Genomic DNA, 25,570 nt, shown 5'->3' with positions numbered 1-25,570 from the left:
TACGCGGCCGGCGCCCGTCAGCGCAGACGGAAAACCCGGATGCAGACGAGGCCCGGCTCGGGTCGCGCCATCCCGACGAACTGCGACTCGGCGAGCCAGCGGTACGGTTCAGCGCTCGTCTGGAACACGAACGCCGTGCGGTAGTAGAGCTCCTCCTCACTCACCGAGCCGCCCGCGAACAACCGCTCCTCGACCTCGGGCTCGGCCCGCCAGTATCCGCGGTTGACGACGTCGATCGTCGCGCCGTCGGTCGCCCGCACGAGATAATGCGCGTCGAGCTGCACCGTGCTGCCACGCAGTGTCCACCAGTCGCCGCCGCCCGGCACGACGTCGCCCTCGAGCCGCGGGCCCGAGACGGTGCCGCCCGTGATGGGGGTGAAGTGCAGGTCGTCACGGTCGCCGCTGCCGATCCGCACGGCGTCGTCGACGGCGACGCGCAGCTCGAAGACGTACTCGAGCGAAGGCTCCAGCAGCGTGCTCATCGCGCGGCGGCCGAAGTCGCTCCGACGGCCGACTCGGCGCCGGCACCGCGCTGCGCCGCGCCCCGCGGGTCGACCGGCGTGATCTTCCCGAGTGCCGCTTCGACCGCGCGTGCTGCGGCGAGCGCGATGTGATCTCCACCGCGGGGGCCGACGAGCTGCACGCCCGTCGGCAGCTCGTCCTCGTCGAGGCCCGTCGGTACCGCGACGGACGGCAGACCGAGGAAGTTGACCGCCACGAGCATGCGGTGGTCTCGCCACAGCGCGGTCGTGGCGGCGGGGCCTGACAGGTCGTATCCGATCGCGGGCATGCGTCGCGCCGAGACCGGGGCGAGGATCACCGGGTACTGCGCCTGGAACCTCTCCCACTCGGCGGCGACGACCACGCGACGCGCCCAGGCCGCCCCATACGCGTCGCTCGACTCCAGCAGCTGCGTCTCGCTGACGTTGTCGAGGAAGTAGCGAGTGGATCCCTCGCCCAGCGGCACCGGCAGTCCGCCCGGCCGGAACGCACCGACCATCTCGGTCGACGACAGCTGGCGCCACAGCACTGCGGCCTCTTCCAGAAGCGGCGGCTCGGCATCCGTCACGTCCCAACCGGCCGCCGCGAGTGCGTCCGCTGCACGCACGAGGGCGCCCGCGACCTGCGGATCCACGCCCCAGCCGAGCGGATCCCGCACGACGGCCGCTTGCCGCGGTCCGTCGTACGAGGAGGGGTGAGGCAACGTCACGGCGAGCGGATCGCGGCCGTCGGCGCCGTGCATCAGCGAGAACGCGAGGTCGAGGTCGTCGACGGTGCGCGCGATGGGCCCGTTGACCGCGAAGAGCTGCAGCGTGAGCGGCACCGGTTCGATCGACGTCGTCGGCGCGGGGATCCGGCCGGCCGAGGGACGCAGCGCGCACACGCCCGCGGCATACGCCGGAAGCCGGAGTGAGCCGCCGTAGTCGTTGCCGAGGCCCAGCGGCACCATGCCGGTCGCCACGGCGACGGCATCCCCACCGCTGGACCCGCCCGCGACCCGCTCACGATCCCATGGGTTGCAGGTGCGGCCGAAAAGGTCGTTGTCGGTGTCCCACCGTAGCCCCCAGTCGGGCATGTTCCCGCGGGCGACGGGGATGGCACCGGCCTCGAGCAGCCGGCTCACCATCGTGGCATCCTCGGCCGGCACGGCATCGGCGAGGAACGTCCAGCCGCTCGTCGAGGCCGACCAGGTGAGGTCGATGTTCTCCTTGACGCAGAAGGGCACGCCCGCGAGCGGTCCGCGGTCCTCGCCGGCGGCCAGTCCCGCGTCGACCTGGTCGGCGAGCTCGCGCGCCCGATCGTGGAAGACCACGGTGATCGCGTTGACGAGGGGATTGACCTCGTCGATACGTGCCAGGTGGGCATCGATCACGGCTCTCGCCGTGGTTCGGCGTGTGCGCACGGCGTCCGCGAGCTCGCGAATGCTCAGCTGCCACAGTGGTCGATCGGTCATCTCTTGCCTCCAGGGGTCACGATACGGGTGGTCGACGTCGCGACCGTGGGCAGGGCGGAGGTGCGGGCCGGCAGCCGGCGCCGGGGCACCCATCCCTCACGCGGGATGGACTCCAGCAGTGCCCGGGTGTACTCCTCGCGCGGCGCGTCCAGCACCTGCGCGATCGGTCCCTGCTCGACGACGGCGCCCGACTTCATGACCACGACGTGATCGCAGACCCGGCGGACCGTGGTGAGGTCGTGCGAGATCATCAGCAGCGAGACGCCGGTATCGCGACGGATGCCGTCGAGCAGCGTGAGGATCTCGACCTGCGTCGTCACATCCAGCGCCGACACCGCCTCGTCGAGCACCAGGATCTCGGGCTCGGCGGCGAGCGCGCGCGCGATCGCGACGCGCTGGCGCTGCCCGCCCGACAGCGACCGCGGGCGCTGGTCGGCCAGCGCCAGGTCGAGCGTGACGGCGGTCAGCAGTTCGTTCACCCGCGCGTTCAGTTCGGCGCGCGACAACCCGCGGCGATGGACGGCGACTGCTTCGACGAGGCACTGGCGCACCGTCTGACGAGGATCGAGCGACTGGTACGGGTCTTGGAACACCATCTGAGCCACCCGCGCCCGGGCGCGCCGGGCGCGACTGCGTCGGGCCGGCCGCGTCCAGTCTTCGCCCTTGACCGTCACCGAGCCGGCGTCGGCAGATTCCAGGCCGCACAGGATCCGTGCCGTGGTGGACTTGCCCGAGCCTGATTCGCCGACCACGCCCAGCGAACCGCCCCGCATCAGCTGGAACCCGACGTCGTCCACGGCGACGAACTCCTCCCTGCGCCCGCTCGCCGATGCGACTTGGAACGTCTTGCGCAGCCCCTCCACCACGAGCACGGGTTCTTCACCCTCGGTGCGAAACGCGGGACGCTCGGCCGGGAGGGATGCCGACAGCAGGCGGCGTGTGTACGGGTCGGCGGCATCCCGTCTCATGCTGGCCGCCGGCAGGGTCTCGACGGTGCGGCCGTGCTGCATGACGGCGATGCGGTCGCAGACGGCGCCGGCGAGCGCGAGGTTGTGAGTGATGAACAGCAGCGCCAGATCTCGGTGCTTCCGCAGATCGGCGATGACTGCCATGACCTCCTCTTGGGTCGTGACATCCAGCGCCGTGGTGATCTCGTCGGCGAGAAGCAGCGGCGGGTCCATCGCCAGGGTCGCCGCGATCATGACGCGCTGCAGCAGTCCACCCGACAGCTCGGCGGGCCGCTGCCGCATCCGCCGTGCCGGGTCCGGAATGCCGACTTCGGCCAGCAGATCCAGAGCCCGTCGGTGCGCGGCAGCCGGCTTCTCTGCACCCACGGCCACGAGCGCCTCGGTCATGAAGTCGCCGATCGACCGGAGCGGGTTCAGGTGCGCGCGCGGGGTCTGGAAGGCCATGCCGATGCGGCGCGCCCGAATCTGGCGCAGCCGGCCGGGCGGGACGGTGGCGATGTCGTCCCCGTCGAGGCGGATCGCGCCTCCGAGCGTGAAACCCTCGGGCAGCAGTCCGGCGACGGCGCGCACCGACAACGTCTTGCCCGACCCTGACTCGCCCACCAGCCCCAGCGCCTCGCCGGCGCGCACGTGCAGCGTGCAGTCGTGCACGAGGGTGCGCGGGCCCTGGGCGCCGGGCGCGGCGATCGAGACGTTCTCGAGCTCCAGCACGTTGCCGCTCATCGCCCGGCCCTTTCTGCCCACGCGGTCATCCGCGCTCCGAGCACATTCACCGACAGCACCGTCAGCACGACCAACAGCGCCGGGAACATCGACTGCTCGGGCGCGCCGGTCAGCAGCGAGGGCTGCCCGCCGGCGATCATCACACCCCAGTCCGACGAGGGCGGCTGCGCGCCGAGGCCGAGGAACGAGATCGCGGCGAGGTCGAGCATCGCGTAACCGAACCCCACCGTGGACTGCGCCAGCACCGCGGGCAGCAGCGCCGGCACGAGGTGCCGGAAGCAGATGGCGGCCGAACCCACCCCCTGCACGCGCAACGCCGCCATGTAGGGCGTGCCCAGCTCGCGCTGGGAGGCCGTGCGCACGAGACGCGCCACGATCGGGATGTAGGCGATCGACAGCGCCACGATCGGCGCGATCAGCCCCTTGCCGAACATCGACACCGCGAGGATGGCCAGGACGAGGCCGGGAATGGCGAAGATCACCTCGATCAGGCGGGAGCTGATCCCGTCGACCCAGCCTCCGAACCAAGCCGCGCAGACAGCGATGGCAGAGCCCAGCAGCGACGAGGCCAGCACCACCGCGATCGGCGCGAACACGCTGGGTGCCGCCCCCGCCAGGACGCGGGAGAGGATGTCTCGGCCCAGGTCGTCGGTGCCCATGGGGTGCGCCGGGCTGGGAGCGGCCGAGACGGGTCCGGCATACAGCTGATTGGGATCGTAGGGCGCCAGAAGGCCCCCGAAGACGGCCATGGTCACGATGCCGAGTATCACGATTCCGGCGACGATCAGGAGCGGATCGCGCACGGCCATCCGGCGCGCAAGAGCCGGCACGCGGCCGCCGGCGAGCTGGGCGACGCTCATGCGGTCCTCCTCGGCTTCACCGAGTCGGGATCGATCAGGGCGATCGCCACGTCGGCCGCCGCATTGAGCATGACGAACAGCAGCACCAGCAGCAGCGAGATCACCTGCACGACCGGCAGGTCTTTGCGCGCGGCGGCCTCGGTCAGCAGCGAGCCGAGCCCGCCGATGCCGAAGGCCTGCTCGGCGATGGCCGAGGCCGCGAACAGGCCCGCGACCGTGGCACCCGAGATCGCGAGGATCTGAGGCGACGCATTGAGGAACACGTGGCGGCGGAAAATCTGACCGCGAGGGATGCCGCGCACCCGCGCCGTGTCGACGTGCTCGGAGCGAAGCTGCCCGACGACGGCCCCGCGGGTGATGCGACTCAGGTAGGCGATGTACAGGACGGCCAGCGAGATGGCCGGCAACGTGAGGTGATACAGGTTGTCGAGCAGGCCCTCGCCGGCGCCGTACACCGGGAACCAGCCGAGCACACGCCCGAACACCCAGATGAGCAGGATCGCGACGACGAAGGTGGGGAGCGCGACGCCGAACGAGGTCGCGACGAGCACCGCCCGGTCGATGCGCGGCCCTCGGACAGCCGCGAGGATGCCGGAGCCGACCCCGAAGACGGCGATGAGGACGAGCGTGTACATCACCAGCATCAGCGTGATGCCGAACCGAGGCCCGATCAGCGCCTCGACAGGGGTCTTGTATACGAACGAGGTGCCCAGGTCGCCGGTCAGCACGCCGCCGATCCAGTAGAGATACTGCAGCCACACCGGCTGGTCGAGGTGGTGCTCGGCCTTGATCGCGGCGATCATCTCCGGTGTCGGCCGCAGCCCCCCGGCGAGGGCGACGACCGGGTCGCCGGGGGTGAGCAGCACCGCCGAGAAGATCACGACGCTCGCCAGGAACAGGGTGAGAAGGAGCCCGCCGAGCCTGCCCAGCAGCTGCCGGGTCACGCTGGCGTTCATACGGGGCCTCCCTCTCTGGCGCACATCGTGATCCCGACCGGCGGCCCGGCGGTCACTCGCCGCCCATGTGCAGCGCCCACGGGCTGGAATAGGCGGCGACCGACGTCGTGACGCCGGTGAGAGCGTCGCTCAGGAAGGTCGTGTGGTACGAGCCGGCGAGCGTGACCTGCAGCTGGTCGGGGGCGAAGATCGCCTGCGCGTCGACGTACGCTTCGGCCGCGCCGACGGGATCGGGCGTGGTGCGGGCGGCCTCCAGCAGCTCGGTCACCTCGGGATTGGCGTAGCCGCTCCAGTTGAAGATGCCTCCGAGCTCGGCCGGCATGACGAACAGCTGGGGGTATACCAGCACGCCGGGCGTCTCGGTGTAGCCGGTCGTCGCGACGAAGTCGATGTTCTCCCGCGGTCCCGGGTCGGGGAGGAAGATCGCGCCGAAGTCGGCGGGCTGGCGCTCGTCGATCTCGACGGTGAGGCCGATCTGCCCGGCGGCGCTCTGGATGATCGCTGCCGTCTGCGAGAGCTCCTTGCTGCCGGCGGGGATCGCGATGCGCAGCGGCACCGAGGTGTCCTGGCCGGACTGCTCCACGAGCGCGCGGGCCGCATCGAGGTCGACCTCGGGCATGGCGAGGGCCTCGTACCCCGTCTGGTAGACGTTCTCGGCCGGCGAGCCCGCCCATGAGAACGGTGCGACGAACGAGCGCTGCGGCTGGCCGAGTCCGCCCAGCACCGTGGCGATGTACTGCTCCCGATCGATCGCCAGACTCAGCGCCTGACGGATGAGCGGATCGGCACCGGCACCGGAGTCGCGGGTGGGGCCGAACGAGAACGACGCGGTGGACGGCCCGACGACGAGCCGACCCTCGTCCGAGGCGTCGAAGACGCTGCGGCTGGCTGGAGCGACGTTGAACGCTCCGTCGACCTCGCCCTCGAGGAGGGCGTTGGTGAGGGTCGTGCCGTCGGAGATGAAGCGGTAGGTCAGCTTCTTCACCAGCGGCGCGCCGTCCCAGTAGTCCTCGTTGGCGACGGTCACGATCTCGGTGCCCGGGGTCCAGCTCTCGAGCGTGAACGGCCCCGAGCACAGCAGCTCTCCGCCCGAGGTGCCCAGCGCCGCACCCTGCTCCTCGGCGACCGCCTGGCTGAGCACCGCCCCCGCACCGCCGGCGAGCGCCTCGCGGAACGTCGAGTCCGGCGCGACGAAGCGGACGGTCACCTGGTTCTCGCCGGTGACCTCGATCCCGCCCTCGGGGGCGACCAGCACGAACGCACCGTAGAAGGCCGAAGTCACATCGGAACGGTGCCGCTCGAGACCGTAGGCGACGTCGGCTGCCGTCACGGGGGTGCCGTCCCAGAACGTGACGCCGGGACGGATGTCGATGACGAACGTGACCGGGTCGACCCAGTCCGCGCTCTCGGCGATGCCGGGCTCGACCGTGAAGTCGGGCTGCACCCGCAGCAGGCTGTCGCAGAGGTTGGGCTGGACGAAGTTGTAGTCGGCACCGGGAACGAGCGAGCGCGGCTCGCCCTCGACCAGCGCCCACGTCACCTCGTCGACGGTCGTGGTTCCGGCCGGAAGCGCGTCCACCAGCTCGATCGGCGCCGCCGTCGCGTCACCGGTCGGTGTGCTCTGTGCGTCGCGCGCGGTGCATCCGGCCAGCAGCACCATCGCTGCTCCGGCTGCCACCACCGCGGCCGCTGTGCCTCGGATCTTCATCTCGTGTCCTCTCTTGGTGCTGCTGTGCCTTCAGGGGATGCTCCGGGGCAGGTGGTCATCGCACGACGAAGACCCGGATGCAGACTTGGCCGTCCTCGTCGCGTGCGAGGCCGATGAACTGATGCTCGGCGAGCCAGCGGTGGGCCGCGGCATCCGTCTGGAACACCGGCGCCGTGCGGAAGTAGTACTCGTTCTCGGGCACGTTCTCACCGGCTTCCACCCGCGCCATGACATCGGACGAGGCCCGGTAGTAGCCGCGATTGAGGATGTCGATCACCGCGCCGTCGTCGGCTCGCAACAGATACCGCGCCTCGAGCTGCGCCGTGCCGGACCGCTCGACGGCCCAGTCGCCGCCACCGGGCAGCACGACCCCGGCCATAAGCGGACCGGCGACGGTGCCGCCCGCGATCGGCGTGAACGTCAGCTCCTCATCGGCGCTGCGCCCGATGCGCAGGTGCGGATCGATGTCGACGCGGATCTCGAACGCGAACTCCAGGTCGGGCTCGGGCAGTCTCGTGGTCGCGCTCATTCTTCGCCTCTCGTCTCGGGTCTGCGGACGGTCACACTGACACGCAGCGCGTCGTCGCCACCGACGACCACGCGCTGCCGGTTGGATGCGCTCTCGACGGCCCCCCACGGCTCCTCACCGGTCCCCGGCTGTGGCAGGAACTCGGGGAAGTCGCTGCTGTGGACGTGCAGGCGCAGGCGATGCCCGGCGCGCAGCCGGTACCCCGCCTGTCCGAGATCGATGTCGACCAGCGCCGGCGCCTGTGCGCCGCGCACCTGCACCTGGCCCCGCGCGATGCGCAGTGCGGTGCCGTCGGGGGCGACGTCGAGCAGACGTGCGAAGACGTCCATCACAGGCCCGTCGGACGAGACGGATGCCTCCACCCTGACCGGTCCCGTCAACTCGACGTCGCGCACGAAAGGCTCGGTGTCGAATGCGAGCACATCCGCGCGCGCGGTGAGCGCGGCTTCGTCCGGGGCGTACAGCAGATAGGCGAACGCGTTCGGCACCGTCGAGGGCACGAGATCGGCGGGATCGTGCGTCCATTCCACGAAGGTCGCCGTCGCCGGCGGCTCAACCGCGAGCCGGCCCTCGGCGGTCGCGAAGAGCGTCGACGCCTCGACCTCGGGCGGCGGCCACGTCGGGCTGGTGCGCATGCCGGGGCTGCCGGCGAGGTTCCAGGCCACCCGGGGGACGTCGGCGGCCGATCCGTTGCCGCGCATGAAGACCTCGAAGAAGTCGAGCGCCGGATCGAGCATGCGCGGCAGCTGGGCCCGAATGTCTTCGGCGCTGCGCTCCTCCGTTCGCTCCGATGCCCGGTCGTCGAGGTAGAACGCCTCGTGATCCATCGATTCGATCCGCAGGAAGTGGTTGAGCGCCCAGGCGGGACGCTTGTCGATCTCGGCCACGTCGGCCCACGACAGCGGGGCGCAGTTGTCCCACCAGCCGATCGTGTGCAGCACGGGGACCGGTCGCGCATCGAAAGCGCTGGCAAGGGGGAAGCGCGGCAGGTGCACCGGTCGGGGATACCACTGGTCGTAGGACAGCGACCGCGCACCCAGCTGCACCATCACCTCTTCCGCCTGCGCGCTGAAGGGCCGGCGCTGGGCATCCAGCTCCCAGAAGTAGGCATCGCGCGAGTGGAAGTACGTCAGCGGGTAGAGCAGGGTGATCGCCCATTCCACGGGTCCGAGCCGCTCGCCTGCCGGGAAGACGACCGGCTCGCCCAGCTGCGTTCCGGTCACGCGGGGCGCGATCGCCTTCAGTGCCGGATGCTGCGATGCCACGGCCGCCCACTGCGTGTAGCCGTAGTAGCTGTCGCCCCACATCGCGACGCGTCCGTTCGACCAGGGCTGATGGATGAGCCACTCGATCGTGTCGTAGCCGTCATCGACCTCGTTGACGAAGAGCAGAGCATCGCCCTCGGAGCGGAACTTGCCTCGCACATCCTGCGCGACGACCCGGTAGCCGCGCGCGGTGAAATACTCGGCGATGAGCGGGATGAAGGTGTACTCCCCCGACTTGTCGTACGGCAGGCGGATGAGGATCGTGTCACCGGGCTCGTCGTCTGCGACATCCGGCCACCCCGGCAGGTAGACGTCGGCAGCCAGATGGACGCCGTCCCGCATCCGCACCCGCGCTTCGTACGCGGCGGGACTGACGGCGGCGGGGCCGACATGCACGATGTGTGGCACGACATCTCCTCTGCGAGCTGTTTGAGGCAACCGTAGGGAGGAACTTGTTTTTAGTCAAGTCTGACTAGACAATAAACTAGGACGACGCACCAGCTAAGGTGCGGGGAGGAGGAACCGATGGCACGACCATCCGTCGCCGAAGAGCGCGTCGGCCAGATCGTCGAGGCGACGATCCGCACCATCGCCGCCGAGGGGATCACCGGAGCGAGCCTCGGGAGGATCGCCGAAGAGGCCGGCATGTCGCGCGGGCACGTCCGCCACTTCGTCGGCAATCGCGAGGAGCTGCTGCGCGAGAGCGCACGCCGCTTCTACTACGAAGGCACCGAGGGCGAGTCGATTCTCCCCGCGGGCACGGCGGATGTCGCCGGTGCTGTCGACTTCTTCTTCAGCGAGGAGTTCGCCGCGCCCGGCAACGACAACGTCGTCGTCCTCGGCTTCGTCGAGGCGGCGCGCAGCGATCCGGCGCTGGCCGACCTGCTGGTCTCGGCGTATCAGGGCACCCACGTCCTGCTCGCGCGGCTGCTGGCCGCGGAACATCCCGGCGCCGAGCCGGAGGACTGCGACAGCGTGGCCTACGGCGTCGTGGGCATCGCCCTGCACAACGTGTTCCTGAGCGACATCGCATCGGCGGCGACCGGCACGGAGACGGCGCGGACCGCCGCCGAGCGACTCATCGCGACCTTGCCCTCCTGACCGGCCGGCACTTTGCAAGGCATCCGCGCACAATCCGCGTGACTGTGTCGGCCGGCCGGGGCAGACTGAGCGCATGCCTGCGCCGACCGGCCGCACCACCACCGCCGCCACCGCCGAGCCCTGGGTGCTGCACGTCGACCTCGACCAGTTCATCGCGGCGGTCGAGGTGCTGCGCCACCCCGAGCTCGCCGGCAAGCCCCTGATCGTGGGGGGTCGTGGCGACCCCACCGAGCGCGCCGTCGTGTCCACCGCGTCGTACGAGGCCCGCGAGTACGGAGTGGGATCGGGGATGCCGCTGCGCATCGCCGCGCGCAAGGTGCCCGATGCCGTGATCCTTCCGGTCGACCACGCGGAGTACAACGCCGCGTCCGAGCAGGTGATGGCGACGCTGCGAGCACGACCGGGAGCCGTGGTGCAGGTGCTGGGGTGGGATGAGGCGTTCGTCGGCGTCGAGACCGACGATCCGGAAGGCTACGCGCGGCGCATGCAGCAGGCGGTGCTCGACCGCACGCGACTGCACTGCAGTGTCGGGATCGGCGACACGCTCGTGCGTGCGAAGGTCGCGACCGGCTTCGGCAAGCCGCGTGGCGTCTTCCGGCTGACGAGGGACAACTGGCTCGATGTCATGGGCGAACGCCCGACGATCGAGTTATGGGGAGTCGGATCGAAGGTGTCCAAGCGGCTCGCGGGTCTCGGCATCCTGACAGTCGCCCAGCTCGCTGCAGCCGAGCAGGGTCCGCTCGTCGGCGAGTTCGGGCCGAACATGGGCCTGTGGTATCGCCAGCTGGGCCGGGGGGACGGCTCGTCCGTCGTCGATGACACTCCCTGGGTACCGCGCGGACACAGCAAGGAGACGACCTTCCAGGTCGACATCGTCTCGCCCGAGGAGGTCGAGGCAGCGGCGCGCACCCTCCTGGACCAGGTGCTCGACGAGGTCGCCGCCGACGATCGGCCGGTCGTCGGCCTCGGGCTGAAGGTGCGCTACGCGCCGTTTCTCACCAAGACGTTCACGAAGAAGATCCCCGCGACCTCAGATCGCGACGCCGTGATCGCGAAGGCGATGGAGCTCGTTGCGAAGATCGAGCCCGCCCGCCCGATCCGCCTGCTCGGCATGCGCGCCGAGATGGCGATGCCCGAGAACGCCCGCGAGGGCCACACCCCCACCCGCAGTGGCTGGTGACCCGCCACGCGTGAGCGGTCGGTGCTCGTGGCCGATCCTCCCGGCGGCCGGCCAGGAAGGAGTAGGGTGCTGAGCGGAGTGCCGGGAAGCCTGGTCGGCGTCGATTCGACGTTGGCGGAGGCATCCCATGAAAGTACTCATCTTCACGTTCGGCACGCGAGGCGACGTCGATCCCTATGCGGCCCTGGCCGATCGACTCGCGCTGGCGGGACATGAGGCAGTGCTCGCGGCACCGGAGGCATATCGCGACACTCTCGCGCCCGGCGTCTCGTTCGATCCCATCGCGACCGAGATGGATGCTGTCATGCGCGCCGGCATGGCCGGTCTCAGCGGACCCGCCCAAGCACTGACGATGGCGCGGCGGATGTCGGCGGCGATGCGGGTGTCGCTGGAGGAACAGTGGGCGGTCGCGCAGCGGGTCGAGCCGACCGTGATCGTGTCGCACCCCAAAGCCCTCGCGGGGTTCCACATCGCCGAGCGGCAGAACGTGCCGTTCGTCGCCTCCCTGCCGCTGCCGTTCCTCACGCCGACCGCGGACTTCCCGGTGCCCTTCCTCCCGCGGCCGCTCCCCGGTGACCTCAACCGGCTCACGTACGAGTTCAATCGCTTCACCGCGATGGCGTACGGCGGCATGATCAACCGATTCCGCCGAGAACGTCTGGGCCTTGGCCGCATGAGCCGGGTGAGCGACTACCTGCACGGCCCGGACGGCGCGAGGGTGCCCGTGCTGTACCCGTTCAGCCGGCACGTCGTGCCCGTGCCGCCGGACTATCCGGCCACGGCGCACGTCACGGGCTATTGGTTCCGCGAGCGTGCGGAGGTGTGGCATCCGCCGGCCGAACTAGAGGCCTTCCTCGCGGGCGGGCGGCCGGCCGTCTACGTGGGTTTCGGAAGCATGGGCTTCGGCGCCAAGGCGACCGAGCGCGGCCGCGTCGTGCTGGGTGCTCTCCGCGAGGCCGGCGTGCGCGCCGTCGTCGCGAGGGGATGGGGCGCGCTCGAAGCCGACTCGTCGGAGGACGTGATGGTCGTGGACCATGTGCCGCACGACTGGCTGTTCCCGCGGGTGTCGGCGGTCGTGCACCACGGCGGCTCGGGCACGACCGCGGCGGGCCTGCGCGCCGGCAGGCCCACCCTCATCTGCCCGGTGCTGGGCGACCAGCCGTTCTGGGGGCGCCGGGTGCACGAGCTCGGAGCCGGACCGCAGCCGCTTCCGCTGCGACGGGCAAGGGTGCCGAGCCTCGCCGAGAGGATCCGCGACTTGGTCGGCGACCCGGCCTACGCAGCTGCGGCGGCGCGGGTGGCTGAAGGGATCGCCGCGGAGGACGGCACCGGACGCGCCGTCGCGGTGCTCGAGCAGATCGCGGCTGCTCACTCCCCCACTCGTCGCGAACACGGCGCCGCATAGCGGTTCCGGATGCGGCGGTGAAACCCGCCGGGACGTTCCGGTTCGCGACCCCGCGGTCAGGCCGGGACGCGCTCGGCGCGCGGCGGCCGGTGCGGGATCGGGATCGGCGGCCGCGCAGCTGATCGGGTGGACCGATGGCTCGCGCGGATGAGGTCGTCGAGCACTTCAGCCGGTGACATGTAGTGCTCGGCGAGGCCGAAGTCCCGCAGCCAGACGACGTCGTACTCGAGGTCGTCGATCTCGTACACGCACGCCATGGTGCGCTGGGGGTGGTTCTCGGGCAGTGAGAGGTCCAGGATCACCCATTCGATCGCGGTGACCTTGCGCATCTCGAATCGGATGTTGCTCTCGTGTGACATGTTCGCCTCCGAATCTGGATATCGATCCAGCGGAAGCACACCATCGCGTCGGATGCCGCACATCGCTGTGCGTGGATGCCCGAGGAGGCGGGAGGCTCGTTCGAAGTCCCGCCGCGACGCGTGCGTCCGCCGGAAATGTCGTGCGACCAGAATACCAAGACCTCTGGCACTCGCCATAGGCGAGTGCTAACCAGGTCGGGAGCGCGTGCGCACGGCGAGCGCGGCGCAGCCGATCACGGCGAAGCCGCCGATCACGGTGGGCCAACCGATCCCCTCGTGCAGCAGAATCGCCGCCCACAGAATGCTCAGCACCGGCTGGACCAGCTGCACTTGGCTGACCTGCGCCATCGGCCCGATCGCGAGGCCCCGATACCAGGCGAAGAATCCGAGGAACATGCTGACCACGCCGAGGTACGCGAACGCCGCCCACTCCACGGGGTCGGCACGCGGTGGCTGCTGAACGATCGCGAAGAACGTGGCGCCGATCATGAGCGGCGCGGCGAGCACCAGCGCCCACGACACCGTCTGCCACGCACCCAGCTCCCGCGCGAGAAGCCCACCCTCGGCGTAGCCGATCGCGCACGCGACCACCGCGAGGAACAGCAGCAGGTCCGCCGCGCCGAGTCCACCCATGCCGCCGTTCTGCAGCGCGGCGAAGACGATCGCGGCTGTCGCGCCCAGGATCGCGAACAGCCAGAACGACCGGCGGGGCCGCTCCTTCGCCCGCAGCACCGCCACCACCGCTGTCGCCGCGGGGAGCAGCCCGATGACGACCGCAGCGTGACTGGCCGGAGTGGTCGTCAGGGCGAACGAGGTCAGCACCGGGAAACCGACCACGACTCCGGCGGCGACGATCACGAGACGAGCCCACTGCGCCGCGGTCGGCAAGCGCTGCCGAGTCGCCGCGAGGGCGGTCGCGGCGAGCGCGGCGGCGATCACCGCGCGGCCCGATCCGATGAACAGCGGCGACATCCCCTCGACGGCGACACGCGTGAAGGGAAGGGTGAACGAGAAGGCGACCACGCCCACCAGGGCCCATCCGAGGCCGGCGAGTCGCGGTAGCACAGGCGCACTGACGTGAGTAGCGCTACTCTGATCTGTCATGGAGCACGATAGCACTGCGAGAATCGATGCCGCGCTGCGGGCATGGATCGCGGCCGCGCCACCGGGCGCACGGCTGCCGTCGAGCCGCGCCCTGGTCGCGCAGCACGGGGCGAGTCCCGTCACCGTGCACAAGGCCATGCGCCGGCTGGCAGCGGCCGGACTGATCGAGAGCCGTCCGGGGGTGGGCACGTTCGTCCGGGCGCTCCGCTCGCCGCGTCCTGCGGACCACGGATGGCAGACCGCGGCACTGGGCACGCCGCCGGCGCGGGTGTCGGTGCTGTCGTCCACGCAGCGGGCCGTGGCACCGGATGCCATCGGTCTGCACTCGGGGTATCCGGCATCCGATCTGCTCCCGGAACGACTCGTGCGCACGGCCTTGGTGCGCGCTTCACGCTCCCGTGCCGCAACCACGCGCTCGCCCGCGGCAGGGATGCCGGAGCTGCAGGAGTGGTTCGCGAGCGAGCTCGCCGTCACCGCACCCGCGGGCGTGGCCGCGCCGTCACCGCGCGACGTCGTGATCACCGCGGGCAGCCAGGGCGGACTGTCGTCGATCTTCCGTGGTCTGGTGGGACCTGGCCAGCCACTGCTCATCGAGTCGCCGAGCTACTGGGGAGCGATGCTCGCCGCCGAGCAGACCGGTGTCGTGCTCGTTCCGGTCTCGGCCGGCGCCGACGGGCCCGACCCCGACGAGGTCGACCGCGCACTCGAGCGCAGCGGCGCCCGGGTGTTCTACGCCCAGCCGGCCTTCGCCAACCCGACGGGGGCGAGCTGGTCTGCCGAGAAGGCCCACGCGATTCTCGAGGTCGTGCGTCGTCGCGGCGTCTTCCTCGTCGAGGACGACTGGGCGCACGATCTCGCCATCGACACCGACCCGCAGCCGCTCGCCGCGCGCGACGACGACGGCCACGTCATCTACCTGCGCTCGCTGACCAAGAGCGTCTCGCCAGCGGTGCGCGTCGCTGCGCTCGTCGCGCGTGGCCCGGCGCGAGAGCGCATCCTCACCGACCGCGCCGCGGAGTCGATGTACGTCAGCGGAGTTCTGCAGGCCGCGGCGCTCGATGTCGTCACGCAACCCGCGTGGCGCACTCACCTGCGGGGCGTTCGCCAGCAGTTGCGCGCCCGCCGGGATCTGCTGCTCGACAGCATCCGCCAGTACGCGCCGGACGCTCGCATCGACATCACACCCGGCGGCGGGCTCAACCTGTGGGCTCGCCTGCCGGACGGCACCGACACCGCGCTGCTGGTGCGCGAGGCCGAAACGCGGGGACTGATCATCGCCGCCGGCGGCGAGTGGTTTCCGGCCGAGCCACCCGGACCCTACGCGCGCCTCAACTACGCGAGCGAGGACCCCAGCCGCTTCCCCGAGGCGGCGCGAATCCTCGGCGAGGCGCTCGAGCACGTCATGTCGTGACGGCGTACGGGAGGTCGTCAGCCCGCCAGCTGGCCGCGCCGCCGGGCGAGGTAGGCGACCTCGGCGACGTTTCCCGCCAGCTCGATCGCCCGGTCGTAGGCCTCTCGCGCCTCGGCGGAACGGCCGATTCGGCGCAGCAAGTCCGCGCGCGCGGCGTGGAACGCGTGATACTCGTTGAGGTCGTCCGCCAGTCGATCCACCGCGCTGAGGCCTACGGCGGGTCCGTCCAGTTCCGCGACCGCGATCGCACGATTGAGTGCGACGACCGGGCTCGGGTCGATCGCCGACAGCTGATCGTAGAGCTCGACGATCTGCGACCAATCGGTGTCGCGGGCATCGGGCACCGAGGTGTGCACCGCGTTGATCGCGGCCAGGATCTGGTAGCGGCCGGGCACCCCCTCACCGCGCGCCACGACGACCAGGCGCTCCCGCACCAGCGCGATCCCCTCCTCCACCATCGCCCGGTCCCACGAGCCTCGATCCTGCTCGTCGAGTCGCACCAACTCCCCCGCTTCGGAGATCCGCGCGGCCGCGCGCGCCTCGGTCAGCAGCATGAGCGCGAGCAGTCCCGCCACCTCCCCCTCGCGCGGAAGCAGCGAGCTCACCAGCCTCGTGAGCCGAATGGCCTCCGCGGTGAGGTCGCGGCGGATCGGCTCCGACGACTGCCCCGTCGCCAGATACCCCTCGTTGAAGATCAGGTACAGCACCGCGAGCACGCCCTCCAGGCGCGCGGGCAGATCCGGAGCCTGCGGCATCCGGAACGGGATCCGGGCGATCCGGATCTTGTCCTTCGCGCGGGTGATGCGCCGGCTCATCGCCGCTTCGCCGACGAGGAAGGCGCGGGCGATCTCGCCGACGGTGAGCCCGCCCAGCAGCCGCAGCGTCAGCGCGACGCGCGTCTGCATCGCGAGCGCGGGGTGACAGCAGACGAACAGCAGGCGCAGACGGTCGTCCTCGATCGCGCCGACGGACTCGGCGGGGCCGTCGTCACGCAGCATGAGCGCCTCCCGGTGCTTCGCATCGCGCTGCGCCTCGCGGCGCAGACGGTCGATCGCCTTGCGGTTGGCCGTCGTGGTGATCCAGGCGCCGGGGTTCGGCGGCACGCCGTTGTTCGGCCAGCGCTCCGCGGCCGTGGCGAAGGCTTCGGCGGCCATCTCCTCGGCGAGGTCGAGGTCGGCGAACCGGTGCGCGAGCGACGCCACCACCCGCGCCCACTCCTCGCGATGAACGCGGGTCAGTGCCGCCGCGACGACGGCGGCGCCGGTCACGAGCCGTTCACCGGCCGCACCTCGATCTTGCGGCGGCACGCCTGAGACCCCTCAGCCGCAAGCGCGAGCGCCACATCCAGATCCTCCGCCTCGATGATCCAGAATCCCGCGATGTGCTCCTTCGACTCGACGTAAGGCCCGTCTGTGATGAGTGGGGCCGGGCCGGTGCCGTCCACGACGGTGCTGGCGGATGGCTCGGCCAAGCCGTTCGCGAAAACGAACCGCCCCTCGTCCCGCAGCCGGGCGTTGAACGCGCCGGTCGCCTCCAGCTGGGCGGCGTTCTCCTCGGCGGTGGCATAGCTGCCGTGCTCGCCGTACTCGCTCGGGCCCCACACCATGAGTGCGTACTGAGCCATGTGCGTCCTCCTTCAGCGCGGCGACCCCGTCGGCCGCCTCTCACCCCTACAACGAAGAGAGTGGCATCGATCCGACACCGAGGGCAGACGCGTTCGTTGTTGAGGGTCGGTGCATCCGCGCGGATCTCCACCATTGAGAAGGTCGCCTCCTCGAGTTCGCCGGCAATCTCGACGGCACGGTCGAGATCGCAGAGACGGCGGCATTCCTGACGTCGGATCACACGGGCGCCATGACGGGCACGGTCGTCGAACCTCGCCGGCGAGGTTTACTCGACGCATCCGCCTCTGTCAACGGTCTCCCCGCCCGCGCCCCGCTGCGTAGCGTCGGTCGCGTGATCGGTGATCGCCCGAGCCTGAGCGTCGTCATCCCGGCCAGAAACGAGGCAGGGATGCTCGGGGCATGCCTGCGCGCTCTAGCCGATCAGATCGATCCCGCCGACGAGATCATCGTCGTCAACAATGACTCGACGGACGATACCGAGGCTGTGGCACGCTCATGGGCCGGCGTCAAGATCGTGACCGAACGCCGACATGGCATCACCTACGCGCGAAACGCGGGCATGGACGCCGCGACGTCACAGGTCCTCGCCCGGATCGACGCCGACACTCTCGTGACGCCGCCCTGGGCGCGCGCGATCCGGCACGCGTTCGCGTCGGATCCCGAGTTGGCCGGCCTCGCCGGGCCGGCGGGATTCACAAGGCTCTCGACCGGCGATCGTGTGGGCGGGCGCGGGGTCTACGGACTCTTCCGCGCGATCCACGAGGTCATGGTCGGCAGCGGGCCAGTGATGTACGGCCACAACATGGCCGTGAGCCGCGCCGCCTGGGCCGCCATCCGCGATGGCGTCACCTCCGGCGATGACGCGATCAGCGAGGATCTGGACGTGACGCTGGCGTTGCGACAGGCCGGCATGCGGATCGCCTACGATCCCGACATGCTGGTCACCATAGCGGTCGAGCGCACGCTTCGGCCCCGCAAGCTGGCGGGATACAGCCGGACCAACCAGCTGACGATGAGCAAGTACGGGTGATGCGGCTCGGTCCGTGCTCGTGCTCGCGCAAGGATCTCCGCCCGCGATGTGCGCGCAGACCGCATACGCGGCCATTTCCCTACGTGGCTGCCGGTGGGGCGACAGATCCGCGGTGCACGATGGGGCACGCGAGCAGCGTGGAGTGGGCACCTAGCAGCCGGTACTCGCCCTTTCCCTCAACGAGCGCCGACAGCGTCTCCACCGCCCAGGCGCCCATCTCGTAGTGAGGAAGTGCGACAGTGGTCAGTTCTGGGTACAGGCTGTAGGGGATCGGCGCCTGATCGTCGAAACCGACGATCGACAGATCACGCGGGATGGAGAGGCCGAGCTCGGCCGCCGCCCGGTAGGCACCCATCGCCATCCGGTCGTTGTAGCAGAACAGCGCCGTGGGTCGCTGCGGCGGCGCAGCGCCATGGTTCAGCAGCGCCATCGCGGCCCGGTAGCCGCCGGATGCCTCCGCCTCGGCTTCGACGACCAGCCGATCTTCGAATCGTCCCGCTGCGATCATACGTTCGCGGTATCCGGCGATACGCCCTCGGGTCGCGGGCACGTCCACCGACGTCGCTGCATAGGCGATCCTCTTGTGGCCGGCTGCGAGAAGCATGTCGACGACCGATGCGGCACCGGCCCGCTCATCGGGCATCACGGAAGGGATGTCGCCGTCGCGGTCGCGCGCACCGATGAGCACAGCCGGCGAGGCGTGCATCTCTTCCGGCACCACGACTTCGTCGTGATAGACGGTCGCGTAGATGAAGCCGTCGGCTTGGCGGTCCATCAGGGCTCGCAGCAGCTGCGGTTCAATGTCGGGCGCCGGGTTCAATGCCGAGTTGATGATCGCGAGGGTGAGGCCGCGCTCGGCCGCCGCCTCTTGCGCGCCCTGGATGATCCGGCCGGCGTAGGGAGTGATGGCGATCTCTTCGGTGATGAGCCCGACCATGCCCGACGCCTGGGTACGGAGGCCTCGCGCGAGCCGATTCGGCTTGTACCCGAGGTTCGCGGCGGCCTCCTTCACACGCGTTCTCGTCTCTTCGCTCGTCCGCGTGTGCGGAGTGTCATTGAGCACGTGCGAGACGGTCGTGACCGACACGCCGGCGGCCGCGGCGACGTCGCGGATCCCCACCTGTTTGCGCGTCACACGGCTCTCCGTTCTCATGGGTGCTTCTCCCTTCGTACCACGTGGGCACGCGGCGACCCGCTCACGGAGAGATCCGCGCCCGTGGCCACGATGTCGCGCCGGTACGGCAGGTCAGCGCCGGCGCGTTGCACCGTGATCGCGGCTGCGGCCGCTGCGTGGGCGCCCATCCGGCGCAGAGCGGTCTCGTCCGCCGCGCGCGGGGCCTCGTTGAGGACCGCGTCGATCAGCGCAGTCATGAACGTATCTCCCGCGTCGCAGGTCGCACTGACGGATGCCCGTTCTCAGACGAGGGGAAAGACATCGAGCTCTCCGGCCGTCGCTGTCACGGTCAGGTCGACTCCGGCGGGCCGGATGGAGGCACCGAACAGTCCGGCAGCGGACGACACTTCCAGCACGGGTCCGTCCATGATGACTCGCACGTCACCTGAAACTGGAGTGGTCGACTGTTCACCGGACCTACGGACGTGAAGCATGTCTCCGTCGCGGACGATCGTGACCGCGGCATCCGCACCGGATTCGATCGTCAGCGTGCCACTGTCGGCGGCACGCCACTCGATGTCGGCTGCCAGCCCCGCCACAGTCCGTCCGCCTAGGCCCGGTCGCCGATGCTCCGCGACGTCCGCGTGAGGCTGAGCGACCAACCGGTCGTCGTCGAGGGAGAGGATATACGGCACGCTATGCGCGCCCTCCCATCCCGCCGCGGGATCGCCGACGCCCCTCATCCAGAACAGCAGGCAGGGACGCCCCTCGGCATCTGTGAACAGGGACGGCGCGTAGTAGCTCTTCCCGAAGGTCAGGCGACCCCACGATTCAGCCTGGAAGACGCCGTCGTCGTACCTGCCGACGGCGTACCCGGCATAGTGAAGGACATCAGCGTCCCACACCGATGACACCATCACCGCACGTCCATCGAGTTCGAAGATCTGCGGACACTCCCAAAGTGCCCCCATCCAGACCGGTTCGGTCTTGGACGTCGAGCGCTGCAGTGCGACCCCCGCGTACTCCCAGCGATCGAGGTCTTCCGAGGTGTACGAGAGCGCCATCGCCGTACCATCGGTGAGGCCGGCGCCGACGAACATCCGCCACGTTTCGCCTTCCCGACGCAGGAACGGGTCGCGGTAGGCGAGGAGGTCCAGATCGGGCGGAGCGTCCGCGACGAAGTTCCCCTTGTGCCAGTTGTGCCACTCGTCGTCTCCCGGCGTGGCAGTCCGGATTCGTCCGATGCCGTAGTCCGGGGCCGAGGTCGACGTGTAGAACACGCGCGCGCGGCCCGCGCCATCCGTGACCAGCGAGCCCGTCCAGATGCCGCCGTCGCCGTCACCGGGCGCAATGGCGATCGTGTCCTCCCGCAGCGACAACAAGTCCTTGCCCACAGCGTGGCCCCAGTGGCAGGCCGGACCCCACACCGTCTGGCCCGGCACGTACTGGAAGAACACGTGATAGCCACCGTCGCGGAACGTGATGCCGTGCGGATCGTTGATCCAGCCGGATTCCGCGGTGAAATGCACAACCGGTCGCACGATCACTCCCCCGTCGACGCGAAGGATGGTGTCGGCCTGAACGCGTTGACCGACGGGTCGAGGGAGACCTGGTCAGATCTGCCGGAATCCAGAATGGTGTTTCCGGTCGCGGCGGGGTCGACCACGACGGCCATCACCGCAAGCGTCTTCGAATCGTCGATCGCCAGGAGAGCGTCGACTTGCGCTTCGAAGCACGAATCTTTTGCCGTGGCGTCGACATCCATCCCGACGAAGTGGTTGCTCGATACGTAGTTCCCACTGCCCGAGAGGAGTCGGATGATCACGGGGGGAACGCCCGGTGGACGGATGCTCTGCCGTTCGACCAGCGCGGAGAAATGGTTTCCGATGACCGAGTTGTTGCTGCCGGCGACAGTGAGGAGACCGAACAGGTCGTCGAGCCCGTTGTCGACGCCGAAAAACGGTGTCCAGGGTTCGTGATCGCGCAGGAAGTGGTTCGTGGCCACGAGATTCTCAGAGCTGTTGGCTTCGAGCACGACCATCCCCGGGTAGAAGGAGTGCAGGCGGTTGTTCGTCACGCTCGAACGCGTCACGCCCTTGAGGCGCACGCTGCTCCCGCCCCGCGGGAAGACATTGTTCGCGGTGATCAGGAGCCCGCCATGGTTCTCGGCGTAGACCGAGTGACCGTTGCAACCGGCCCCGATCAGGTTGTCTGTGATCTTCGACGCCTGGCCCCATCCACGCAGCTCGATGCCGCTTCCACATTCGGCGATGAAGTTGTCGTGGATCGAGAGCGCGTCCGCGTTGTAGATCGTGAGAGCGTGCTCGAGGTAGACGAAGCCCATCTCGTTGACTCGGAAGGAGTCATTCGCGCTCGCGACGTAGATGCCGGTCTTGCCGTTCACGTAGGAGTTCTCCGGATTGCCGCCCGTTCCCTCTCCGGTGAAGTGAAGTCCGTCGATACAGAAGTTCGAGAACTCGACGGAACTGATCCGCGGGTTTCCGCTTCGGTCGATGAGGAAGGCTGCGCCCTCGGACTCGTCGCGTCCTTCCTGTGCCGGAAGATCCACGAGGATCCGGCTGCCGCCGGGCCACAGCTCGTGTAGTCCCGACCACTCCTCCTCCGGCACGTTGAAGCGGATGCTCGATGAGCTGAAACCGTGCCCCGCGCCCTCGATCCTCAGGAAGCTGATGTCGATCACCGCCGGGGTTCGCAGGCGGTAATCCCCTGGTGGGATGTAGATCACGGCTCCCGGCTTCCCGCCGTCGCGCACGGAGCCGGTTGCCTGCCGTCCTCTGACGTCAGCGATGATGCTGTTGATCACCTCGCCGATGTCGTCGAAAGGATCACCGTGCGGCCACTCCGTGACGTCGTAGCGGTTGTTGCTGAGCATTGAGTTTCCGTTCATGACGCGGCTGCTCAGCCCTTGACGGCGCCGAGCGTGAGGCCTGCGACGATGTGCCGCTGGAGGAACAGGGTGAGCAGGATGACGGGAATGGAGTAGACGGCAGCGAGAGCCGTCATTCCTCCCCAGTCCAAGCCGAACTGACTCTGGAAGTTGGCGATGACGACGGGTGTCGTCTGCGCGCGAACGGACGTGAGGAGTAGAGCGAAGAGGAACTCGTTCCACGACGCGAGGAACGCGAAAATCGCCGTGACGGCCAGACCTCCAGTGACGACGGGAAGGACGACGCTCCACAAGGCCCGAAGCCGGCTGCATCCGTCGACCTTGGCCGCCTCATCGAGTTCATCGGGCACCGCCTCGAAGAAGCTCGCCATCAACCAGATCGACAACGGCAGCGAGATGGTGGTGTGGGCCAGCGCAAGGCCGAACGATGTGTCGGTGATCCCGAGGGTGCGCATGATCTCGATGAGAGGCGCGCCGATCGCGATCGTCGGAACCATCCGCGTGACGAGGGCGGCCACAATGAACACGCGGCCGCTCGGGGTGCGGAATCGGGTGATCGCGTACGCAGCCGGAACCGCGAGCACCAGCGAAAGGACGGTGGAGATGACGGCGGTCACGACACTGTTCACCAGTGCGGCCGGCACGCCCGATCTCGAGAGCGCCGACACGTAATTCTCGAGCGTCCACCGCTCGGGCAGCACGGTCGGCGGGACTGCGATCGCGTCCAGCGGTGCTTTGAACGACGTCAGCAGGAGATAGATGAAGGGGAACCCGTAGAGGACGAGGGTCGTCGCCAGGAGAAGCCACAGGAGAATGCGGCTCTTCCCTCGTGTTTCGAGAGGATTCATCGTGCACTGCTTCCGGGTCGCCAGATCAGCATGATCGCCGCCACGGCAACGACCAGCATCACGATCAGGTAGACAGTTCCCATCGCACTGGCCAGGCCCGGGTCACCGAACCGGGTCATCGTGCGATAGATCAGCAGGCTGAGCGTGGTCGTGCTGCCCTGGGGGCCGCCGTCGGTCTGGATGAGGATGATGTCGAACGCCCGTGCCGCATCAATGCCACGGACTATAAGGGCCACCGCGATCACCGGACGCAGCAGCGGGATGATGATGCTGAACAGCAGGCGCGGGTAGCGGGCGCCGTCGATCCGCGCGGCCTCGATCACCTCGCCGGGGATGTTCTGCAGCCCGGCGAACAGCACCAGCGTGATGAAAGACGTGGTCAGCCAGATGTCGGGGATCGCGACGGAGAACAGGGCGATGTTCGGGTCGCTGAGCCATTGGATCTGGTCGGGACTGGAGATGAGGCCTGCGCGGAACAAGAGCTCGTTGATGATTCCGAAGTTGTCGATCAGCAGGAATCGCCAGAGCAGACCGGCCACCACGGGAGCGATCATGAGCGGGTACATGAAAAGCGTGCGGAACACTGTGGAGCGATGACCGAGTGCGCTGAACAGGAGCGCGACAGCCAGTCCCAGCGTGAACTCCGCTGCAACCACGATCAGGGTGTAGACGCTCGTTCGAACCGAGGCGTTCTGGAACGCCTCGGAGGCGAACGCCGTGAAGTAGTTGTCGAATCCGACGAATGTCCGCGGTGCGCCCGCGAACGGCGAGATCTCGAAGAAGCTGTCGTACACGAACCGGACGAGTGGCCACACCACGAAGGCCCCGAGGAAGAGCGCGGCTGGGAGCATGAGCAGGAACGCGAACCGTCGATCGCTGATCGTCCGCCGCTCCGGGCGTGACGTTCGGCCCTGTGGCTTGCGAGCCACCTCCGGTGGGGCGACCGCAGCCGCCCCACCGGAGGTGCTCGGATTCGTCGTCGTCACGTCAGTGTCCTCCGTGCACCCGACCGTTCTCTTACTCGACAATCGCTTCGATCTGAGACTTGGCCTCGCTGAGCAGCGCCGCGGTGTCTGCTCCTGGCTCGACCGCCTTCTGCAGCAGCGGGATGAGAACCGAGTCCACGATCTCCTGCCAGTTTGCAGATGCCGGCCGCGGCAGGCTCTGCGGCGCTTCGAGGGTCTCGAGCAGCGCCGGGTAGTTCTCGAAGCCAGGCTCGCCGGCCATCGCCTCGAAGGCGCTCTTGCGCGCGACGAGCCCGAGCGATGAGTCCGCCGACAGCTCGTTGTGCTCGTAGGCGAAGGCGATGAAGTCCTTGGCGGCATCCTGCTTCGAGCCGGTCGCCGGAACCGACAGGTACCACGCACCCGGCACCCCAGCCACTCCCCCCGGACCGCCGATCATCGGTGCAACGCCGATGCTGTCCTTGACCGGCGAGTCGTCGGGAGTCTGCCGATAGGCGTGCCCCCAGAATCGCATCATCGCCAGATTGCCTTGGTAGAACAGATTCTGCGCGCCGGCCCAGTCAAGCTGCGCCGCCCCAGATGGCGCGTACGGCAGCAGGCTGACGTAGAAGTCGAGCGCCTCTTTGTGTGCCTGGTCATCAATCGTGACCTCTCCCGATTCGGTGTCGAGCACCATGTGCTCCTCGCCCGCTTGCGACACCGTGGCGAGCCACTCGGTCTCGACTGCGCCCTTGACGTCGGTGCCATACAGATCGACCACTCCGTCGCCGTCCGTGTCGCGCGTGAAGAACTCCGAGATGTCGCGGTACTGGTCCCACGTCGTCGGCGGGGCGAGTTCGTAACCGTACTCCGCGGCGAAGCTCGACGTGTTCTCCGGATCCTCGAACAGATCAGTCCGGTAGTAGAGGATCTCCGAGTTCGTCCAGACCGGCATTCCCACGTATGCCCCGTCGACCTGAGCTTCGGAGAGCAGCCCCTCGAAGAGGTCGCCCTCCACTTCGGCCGAGAAGAGGTCGTCGATCGGTGCGAGGCCCTCCGCGAAGGCCGGGAGCCAGATGGCGTCCAGCGCCGCCACGTCGAAGGAGGGACTTCCGGCCTGAAGCTCGGATGAGATGCGGTCGTACAGGCCGGCGTACGGCAGTTCGACCAGTGTGACGGAGGTGCCCGTCTCCTCCTCGTAGAGGTCGGCGATCGGCTGCAGCTCGGCCAGTCCCCCTCCCTCGACGACGACGGTCAACGTGTCGTCGCCCGACGACGTCGTCCCGCCGACGCCGGCGCCGCATGCGGTCAGCGCGAGCGCCGCCGCGGATGCCGCAGCGATCGCGCCCAGGCGCCGTCCCCCTCTGTGATTCTTGCGAAGCTCCATCACTCCATCTCCCGTCAGCAGACTGTCTCTTGGCTCGCGCGCCAAATCGGTTTGCGAAAACGTCTTGGCAAAACGTCTTGGCACACACCATAGAAGCGAAGAAGGTCAACTGTCAACTCATGAGGAGACTGAGCAGCAGCGTGGATGGAGTTCGGACCCAGGGGGATCCAGCCGCGTTCGGCACGGAGCTC

General features: G+C 69.1%; 24 protein-coding genes. 5 read left to right on the top strand and 19 right to left on the bottom strand.

Going from position 1 to position 25,570, the window contains the following annotated elements; genetic code table 11:
- Positions 1–17 precede the first annotated feature (17 nt).
- Genes K0817_RS05870 through K0817_RS05835 form a run of 8 tightly spaced genes read right to left on the bottom strand, consistent with a single transcriptional unit; the run spans position 18 to position 9,371 of the window.
- A complete protein-coding gene (locus K0817_RS05870; protein WP_219980455.1) occupies positions 18–482 on the bottom strand; it encodes a DUF3237 domain-containing protein in 465 nt (154 codons plus the stop codon).
- A complete protein-coding gene (locus K0817_RS05865; protein WP_219980454.1) occupies positions 479–1,954 on the bottom strand; it encodes an amidase in 1,476 nt (491 codons plus the stop codon). Before K0817_RS05865 ends, K0817_RS05870 begins: the two co-directional genes overlap by 4 nt.
- The gene (gene nikE, locus K0817_RS05860) at positions 1,951–3,645 is read right to left on the bottom strand and encodes an ABC transporter ATP-binding protein (RefSeq protein ID WP_219980453.1); all 1,695 of its coding nucleotides are present in this window, start codon (positions 3,643–3,645) and stop codon (positions 1,951–1,953) included. The genes K0817_RS05865 and nikE overlap by 4 nt, the downstream gene beginning before the upstream one ends.
- A complete protein-coding gene (locus tag K0817_RS05855) occupies positions 3,642–4,505 on the bottom strand; it encodes an ABC transporter permease (RefSeq protein ID WP_219980452.1) in 864 nt (287 codons plus the stop codon). Before K0817_RS05855 ends, nikE begins: the two co-directional genes overlap by 4 nt.
- Positions 4,502–5,461, bottom strand: a complete 960-nt coding sequence (locus K0817_RS05850; protein WP_219980451.1) for an ABC transporter permease — start codon at positions 5,459–5,461, stop codon at positions 4,502–4,504. Before K0817_RS05850 ends, K0817_RS05855 begins: the two co-directional genes overlap by 4 nt.
- Before the next feature lie 52 nt (positions 5,462–5,513).
- Positions 5,514–7,169, bottom strand: a complete 1,656-nt coding sequence (locus K0817_RS05845; RefSeq protein ID WP_219980450.1) for an ABC transporter substrate-binding protein — start codon at positions 7,167–7,169, stop codon at positions 5,514–5,516.
- 55 nt (positions 7,170–7,224) lie between these two features.
- Complete coding sequence (locus tag K0817_RS05840; RefSeq protein ID WP_219980449.1) at positions 7,225–7,698, bottom strand: DUF3237 domain-containing protein; 474 nt, start codon at positions 7,696–7,698, stop codon at positions 7,225–7,227.
- On the bottom strand, positions 7,695–9,371 hold the full coding sequence (locus K0817_RS05835) for a CocE/NonD family hydrolase (RefSeq protein WP_253735215.1): 1,677 nt from the start codon (positions 9,369–9,371) through the stop codon (positions 7,695–7,697). The genes K0817_RS05840 and K0817_RS05835 overlap by 4 nt, the downstream gene beginning before the upstream one ends.
- A 117-nt stretch (positions 9,372–9,488) precedes the next feature.
- Here K0817_RS05835 and K0817_RS05830 point away from each other — a divergent pair, with 117 nt between their 5' ends.
- The 3 genes from K0817_RS05830 to K0817_RS05820 all read left to right on the top strand — a co-directional run bounded on the left by K0817_RS05830 (position 9,489) and on the right by K0817_RS05820 (position 12,649).
- The gene (locus K0817_RS05830) at positions 9,489–10,064 is read left to right on the top strand and encodes a TetR/AcrR family transcriptional regulator (RefSeq protein ID WP_219980448.1); all 576 of its coding nucleotides are present in this window, start codon (positions 9,489–9,491) and stop codon (positions 10,062–10,064) included.
- A 73-nt stretch (positions 10,065–10,137) separates the two neighbouring features.
- On the top strand, positions 10,138–11,244 hold the full coding sequence (locus K0817_RS05825; protein WP_219980447.1) for a DNA polymerase IV: 1,107 nt from the start codon (positions 10,138–10,140) through the stop codon (positions 11,242–11,244).
- Between the two features lie 127 nt (positions 11,245–11,371).
- Complete coding sequence (locus tag K0817_RS05820) at positions 11,372–12,649, top strand: glycosyltransferase (RefSeq protein WP_219980446.1); 1,278 nt, start codon at positions 11,372–11,374, stop codon at positions 12,647–12,649.
- Between the two features lie 56 nt (positions 12,650–12,705).
- Here K0817_RS05820 and K0817_RS05815 read toward each other — a convergent pair whose 3' ends face one another.
- Together K0817_RS05815 and K0817_RS05810 are read right to left on the bottom strand one after the other, a co-directional pair.
- Positions 12,706–13,008 carry a hypothetical protein gene (locus K0817_RS05815; protein WP_219980445.1) on the bottom strand — a complete coding sequence of 101 codons (303 nt, stop codon included), beginning with the start codon at positions 13,006–13,008 and terminating at the stop codon, positions 12,706–12,708.
- 186 nt (positions 13,009–13,194) lie between these two features.
- Positions 13,195–14,112, bottom strand: coding sequence for a DMT family transporter (locus K0817_RS05810; RefSeq protein ID WP_219980444.1), 918 nt, complete (start codon positions 14,110–14,112; stop codon positions 13,195–13,197).
- Between K0817_RS05810 and K0817_RS05805 the strand changes: the two genes are divergently transcribed.
- Positions 14,111–15,523 carry a PLP-dependent aminotransferase family protein gene (locus K0817_RS05805; RefSeq protein ID WP_219980443.1) on the top strand — a complete coding sequence of 471 codons (1,413 nt, stop codon included), beginning with the start codon at positions 14,111–14,113 and terminating at the stop codon, positions 15,521–15,523. The two genes, K0817_RS05810 and K0817_RS05805, sit on opposite strands and share 2 nt — an antisense overlap.
- A 17-nt stretch (positions 15,524–15,540) precedes the next feature.
- On the opposite strand, the gene K0817_RS05800 is transcribed toward K0817_RS05805, so the two are convergent.
- Both K0817_RS05800 and K0817_RS05795 read right to left on the bottom strand, forming a co-directional pair.
- Positions 15,541–16,791 (bottom strand): RNA polymerase sigma factor, encoded by a 1,251-nt coding sequence (locus tag K0817_RS05800; RefSeq protein WP_219980903.1) that lies wholly within the window; start codon positions 16,789–16,791, stop codon positions 15,541–15,543.
- Positions 16,788–17,147 carry a YciI family protein gene (locus K0817_RS05795; protein WP_253735214.1) on the bottom strand — a complete coding sequence of 120 codons (360 nt, stop codon included), beginning with the start codon at positions 17,145–17,147 and terminating at the stop codon, positions 16,788–16,790. Before K0817_RS05795 ends, K0817_RS05800 begins: the two co-directional genes overlap by 4 nt.
- Before the next feature lie 332 nt (positions 17,148–17,479).
- Between K0817_RS05795 and K0817_RS05790 the strand changes: the two genes are divergently transcribed.
- A complete protein-coding gene (locus K0817_RS05790) occupies positions 17,480–18,178 on the top strand; it encodes a glycosyltransferase family A protein (RefSeq protein WP_253735213.1) in 699 nt (232 codons plus the stop codon).
- 79 nt (positions 18,179–18,257) lie between these two features.
- On the opposite strand, the gene K0817_RS05785 is transcribed toward K0817_RS05790, so the two are convergent.
- The 7 genes from K0817_RS05785 to K0817_RS05755 all read right to left on the bottom strand — a co-directional run bounded on the left by K0817_RS05785 (position 18,258) and on the right by K0817_RS05755 (position 25,379).
- On the bottom strand, positions 18,258–19,331 hold the full coding sequence (locus K0817_RS05785; protein ID WP_253735212.1) for a LacI family DNA-binding transcriptional regulator: 1,074 nt from the start codon (positions 19,329–19,331) through the stop codon (positions 18,258–18,260).
- The gene (locus K0817_RS05780; RefSeq protein WP_219980440.1) at positions 19,328–19,549 is read right to left on the bottom strand and encodes a hypothetical protein; all 222 of its coding nucleotides are present in this window, start codon (positions 19,547–19,549) and stop codon (positions 19,328–19,330) included. Before K0817_RS05780 ends, K0817_RS05785 begins: the two co-directional genes overlap by 4 nt.
- Before the next feature lie 45 nt (positions 19,550–19,594).
- Positions 19,595–20,833: a glycoside hydrolase family 32 protein gene (locus K0817_RS05775; RefSeq protein WP_219980439.1), complete on the bottom strand. Its 1,239-nt coding sequence runs from the start codon at positions 20,831–20,833 to the stop codon at positions 19,595–19,597.
- Between the two features lie 2 nt (positions 20,834–20,835).
- Complete coding sequence (locus K0817_RS05770) at positions 20,836–22,185, bottom strand: right-handed parallel beta-helix repeat-containing protein (protein ID WP_219980901.1); 1,350 nt, start codon at positions 22,183–22,185, stop codon at positions 20,836–20,838.
- Positions 22,186–22,211: 26 nt separating this feature from the next.
- Complete coding sequence (locus tag K0817_RS05765; protein WP_219980438.1) at positions 22,212–23,048, bottom strand: carbohydrate ABC transporter permease; 837 nt, start codon at positions 23,046–23,048, stop codon at positions 22,212–22,214.
- Positions 23,045–23,899 carry a carbohydrate ABC transporter permease gene (locus tag K0817_RS05760; RefSeq protein ID WP_219980900.1) on the bottom strand — a complete coding sequence of 285 codons (855 nt, stop codon included), beginning with the start codon at positions 23,897–23,899 and terminating at the stop codon, positions 23,045–23,047. Before K0817_RS05760 ends, K0817_RS05765 begins: the two co-directional genes overlap by 4 nt.
- Positions 23,900–24,065: 166 nt before the next feature.
- A complete protein-coding gene (locus K0817_RS05755; RefSeq protein ID WP_219980437.1) occupies positions 24,066–25,379 on the bottom strand; it encodes an ABC transporter substrate-binding protein in 1,314 nt (437 codons plus the stop codon).
- Positions 25,380–25,570 lie beyond the last annotated feature (191 nt).

The organism is Microbacterium sp. HD4P20, assembly GCF_019449275.2.
In the GTDB taxonomy this organism is placed as follows: Bacteria; Actinomycetota; Actinomycetes; order Actinomycetales; family Microbacteriaceae; genus Microbacterium.
The sequence above is the reverse complement of the archived record's forward strand: the minus strand, read 5'-3'. Positions and strand labels throughout refer to the sequence as shown.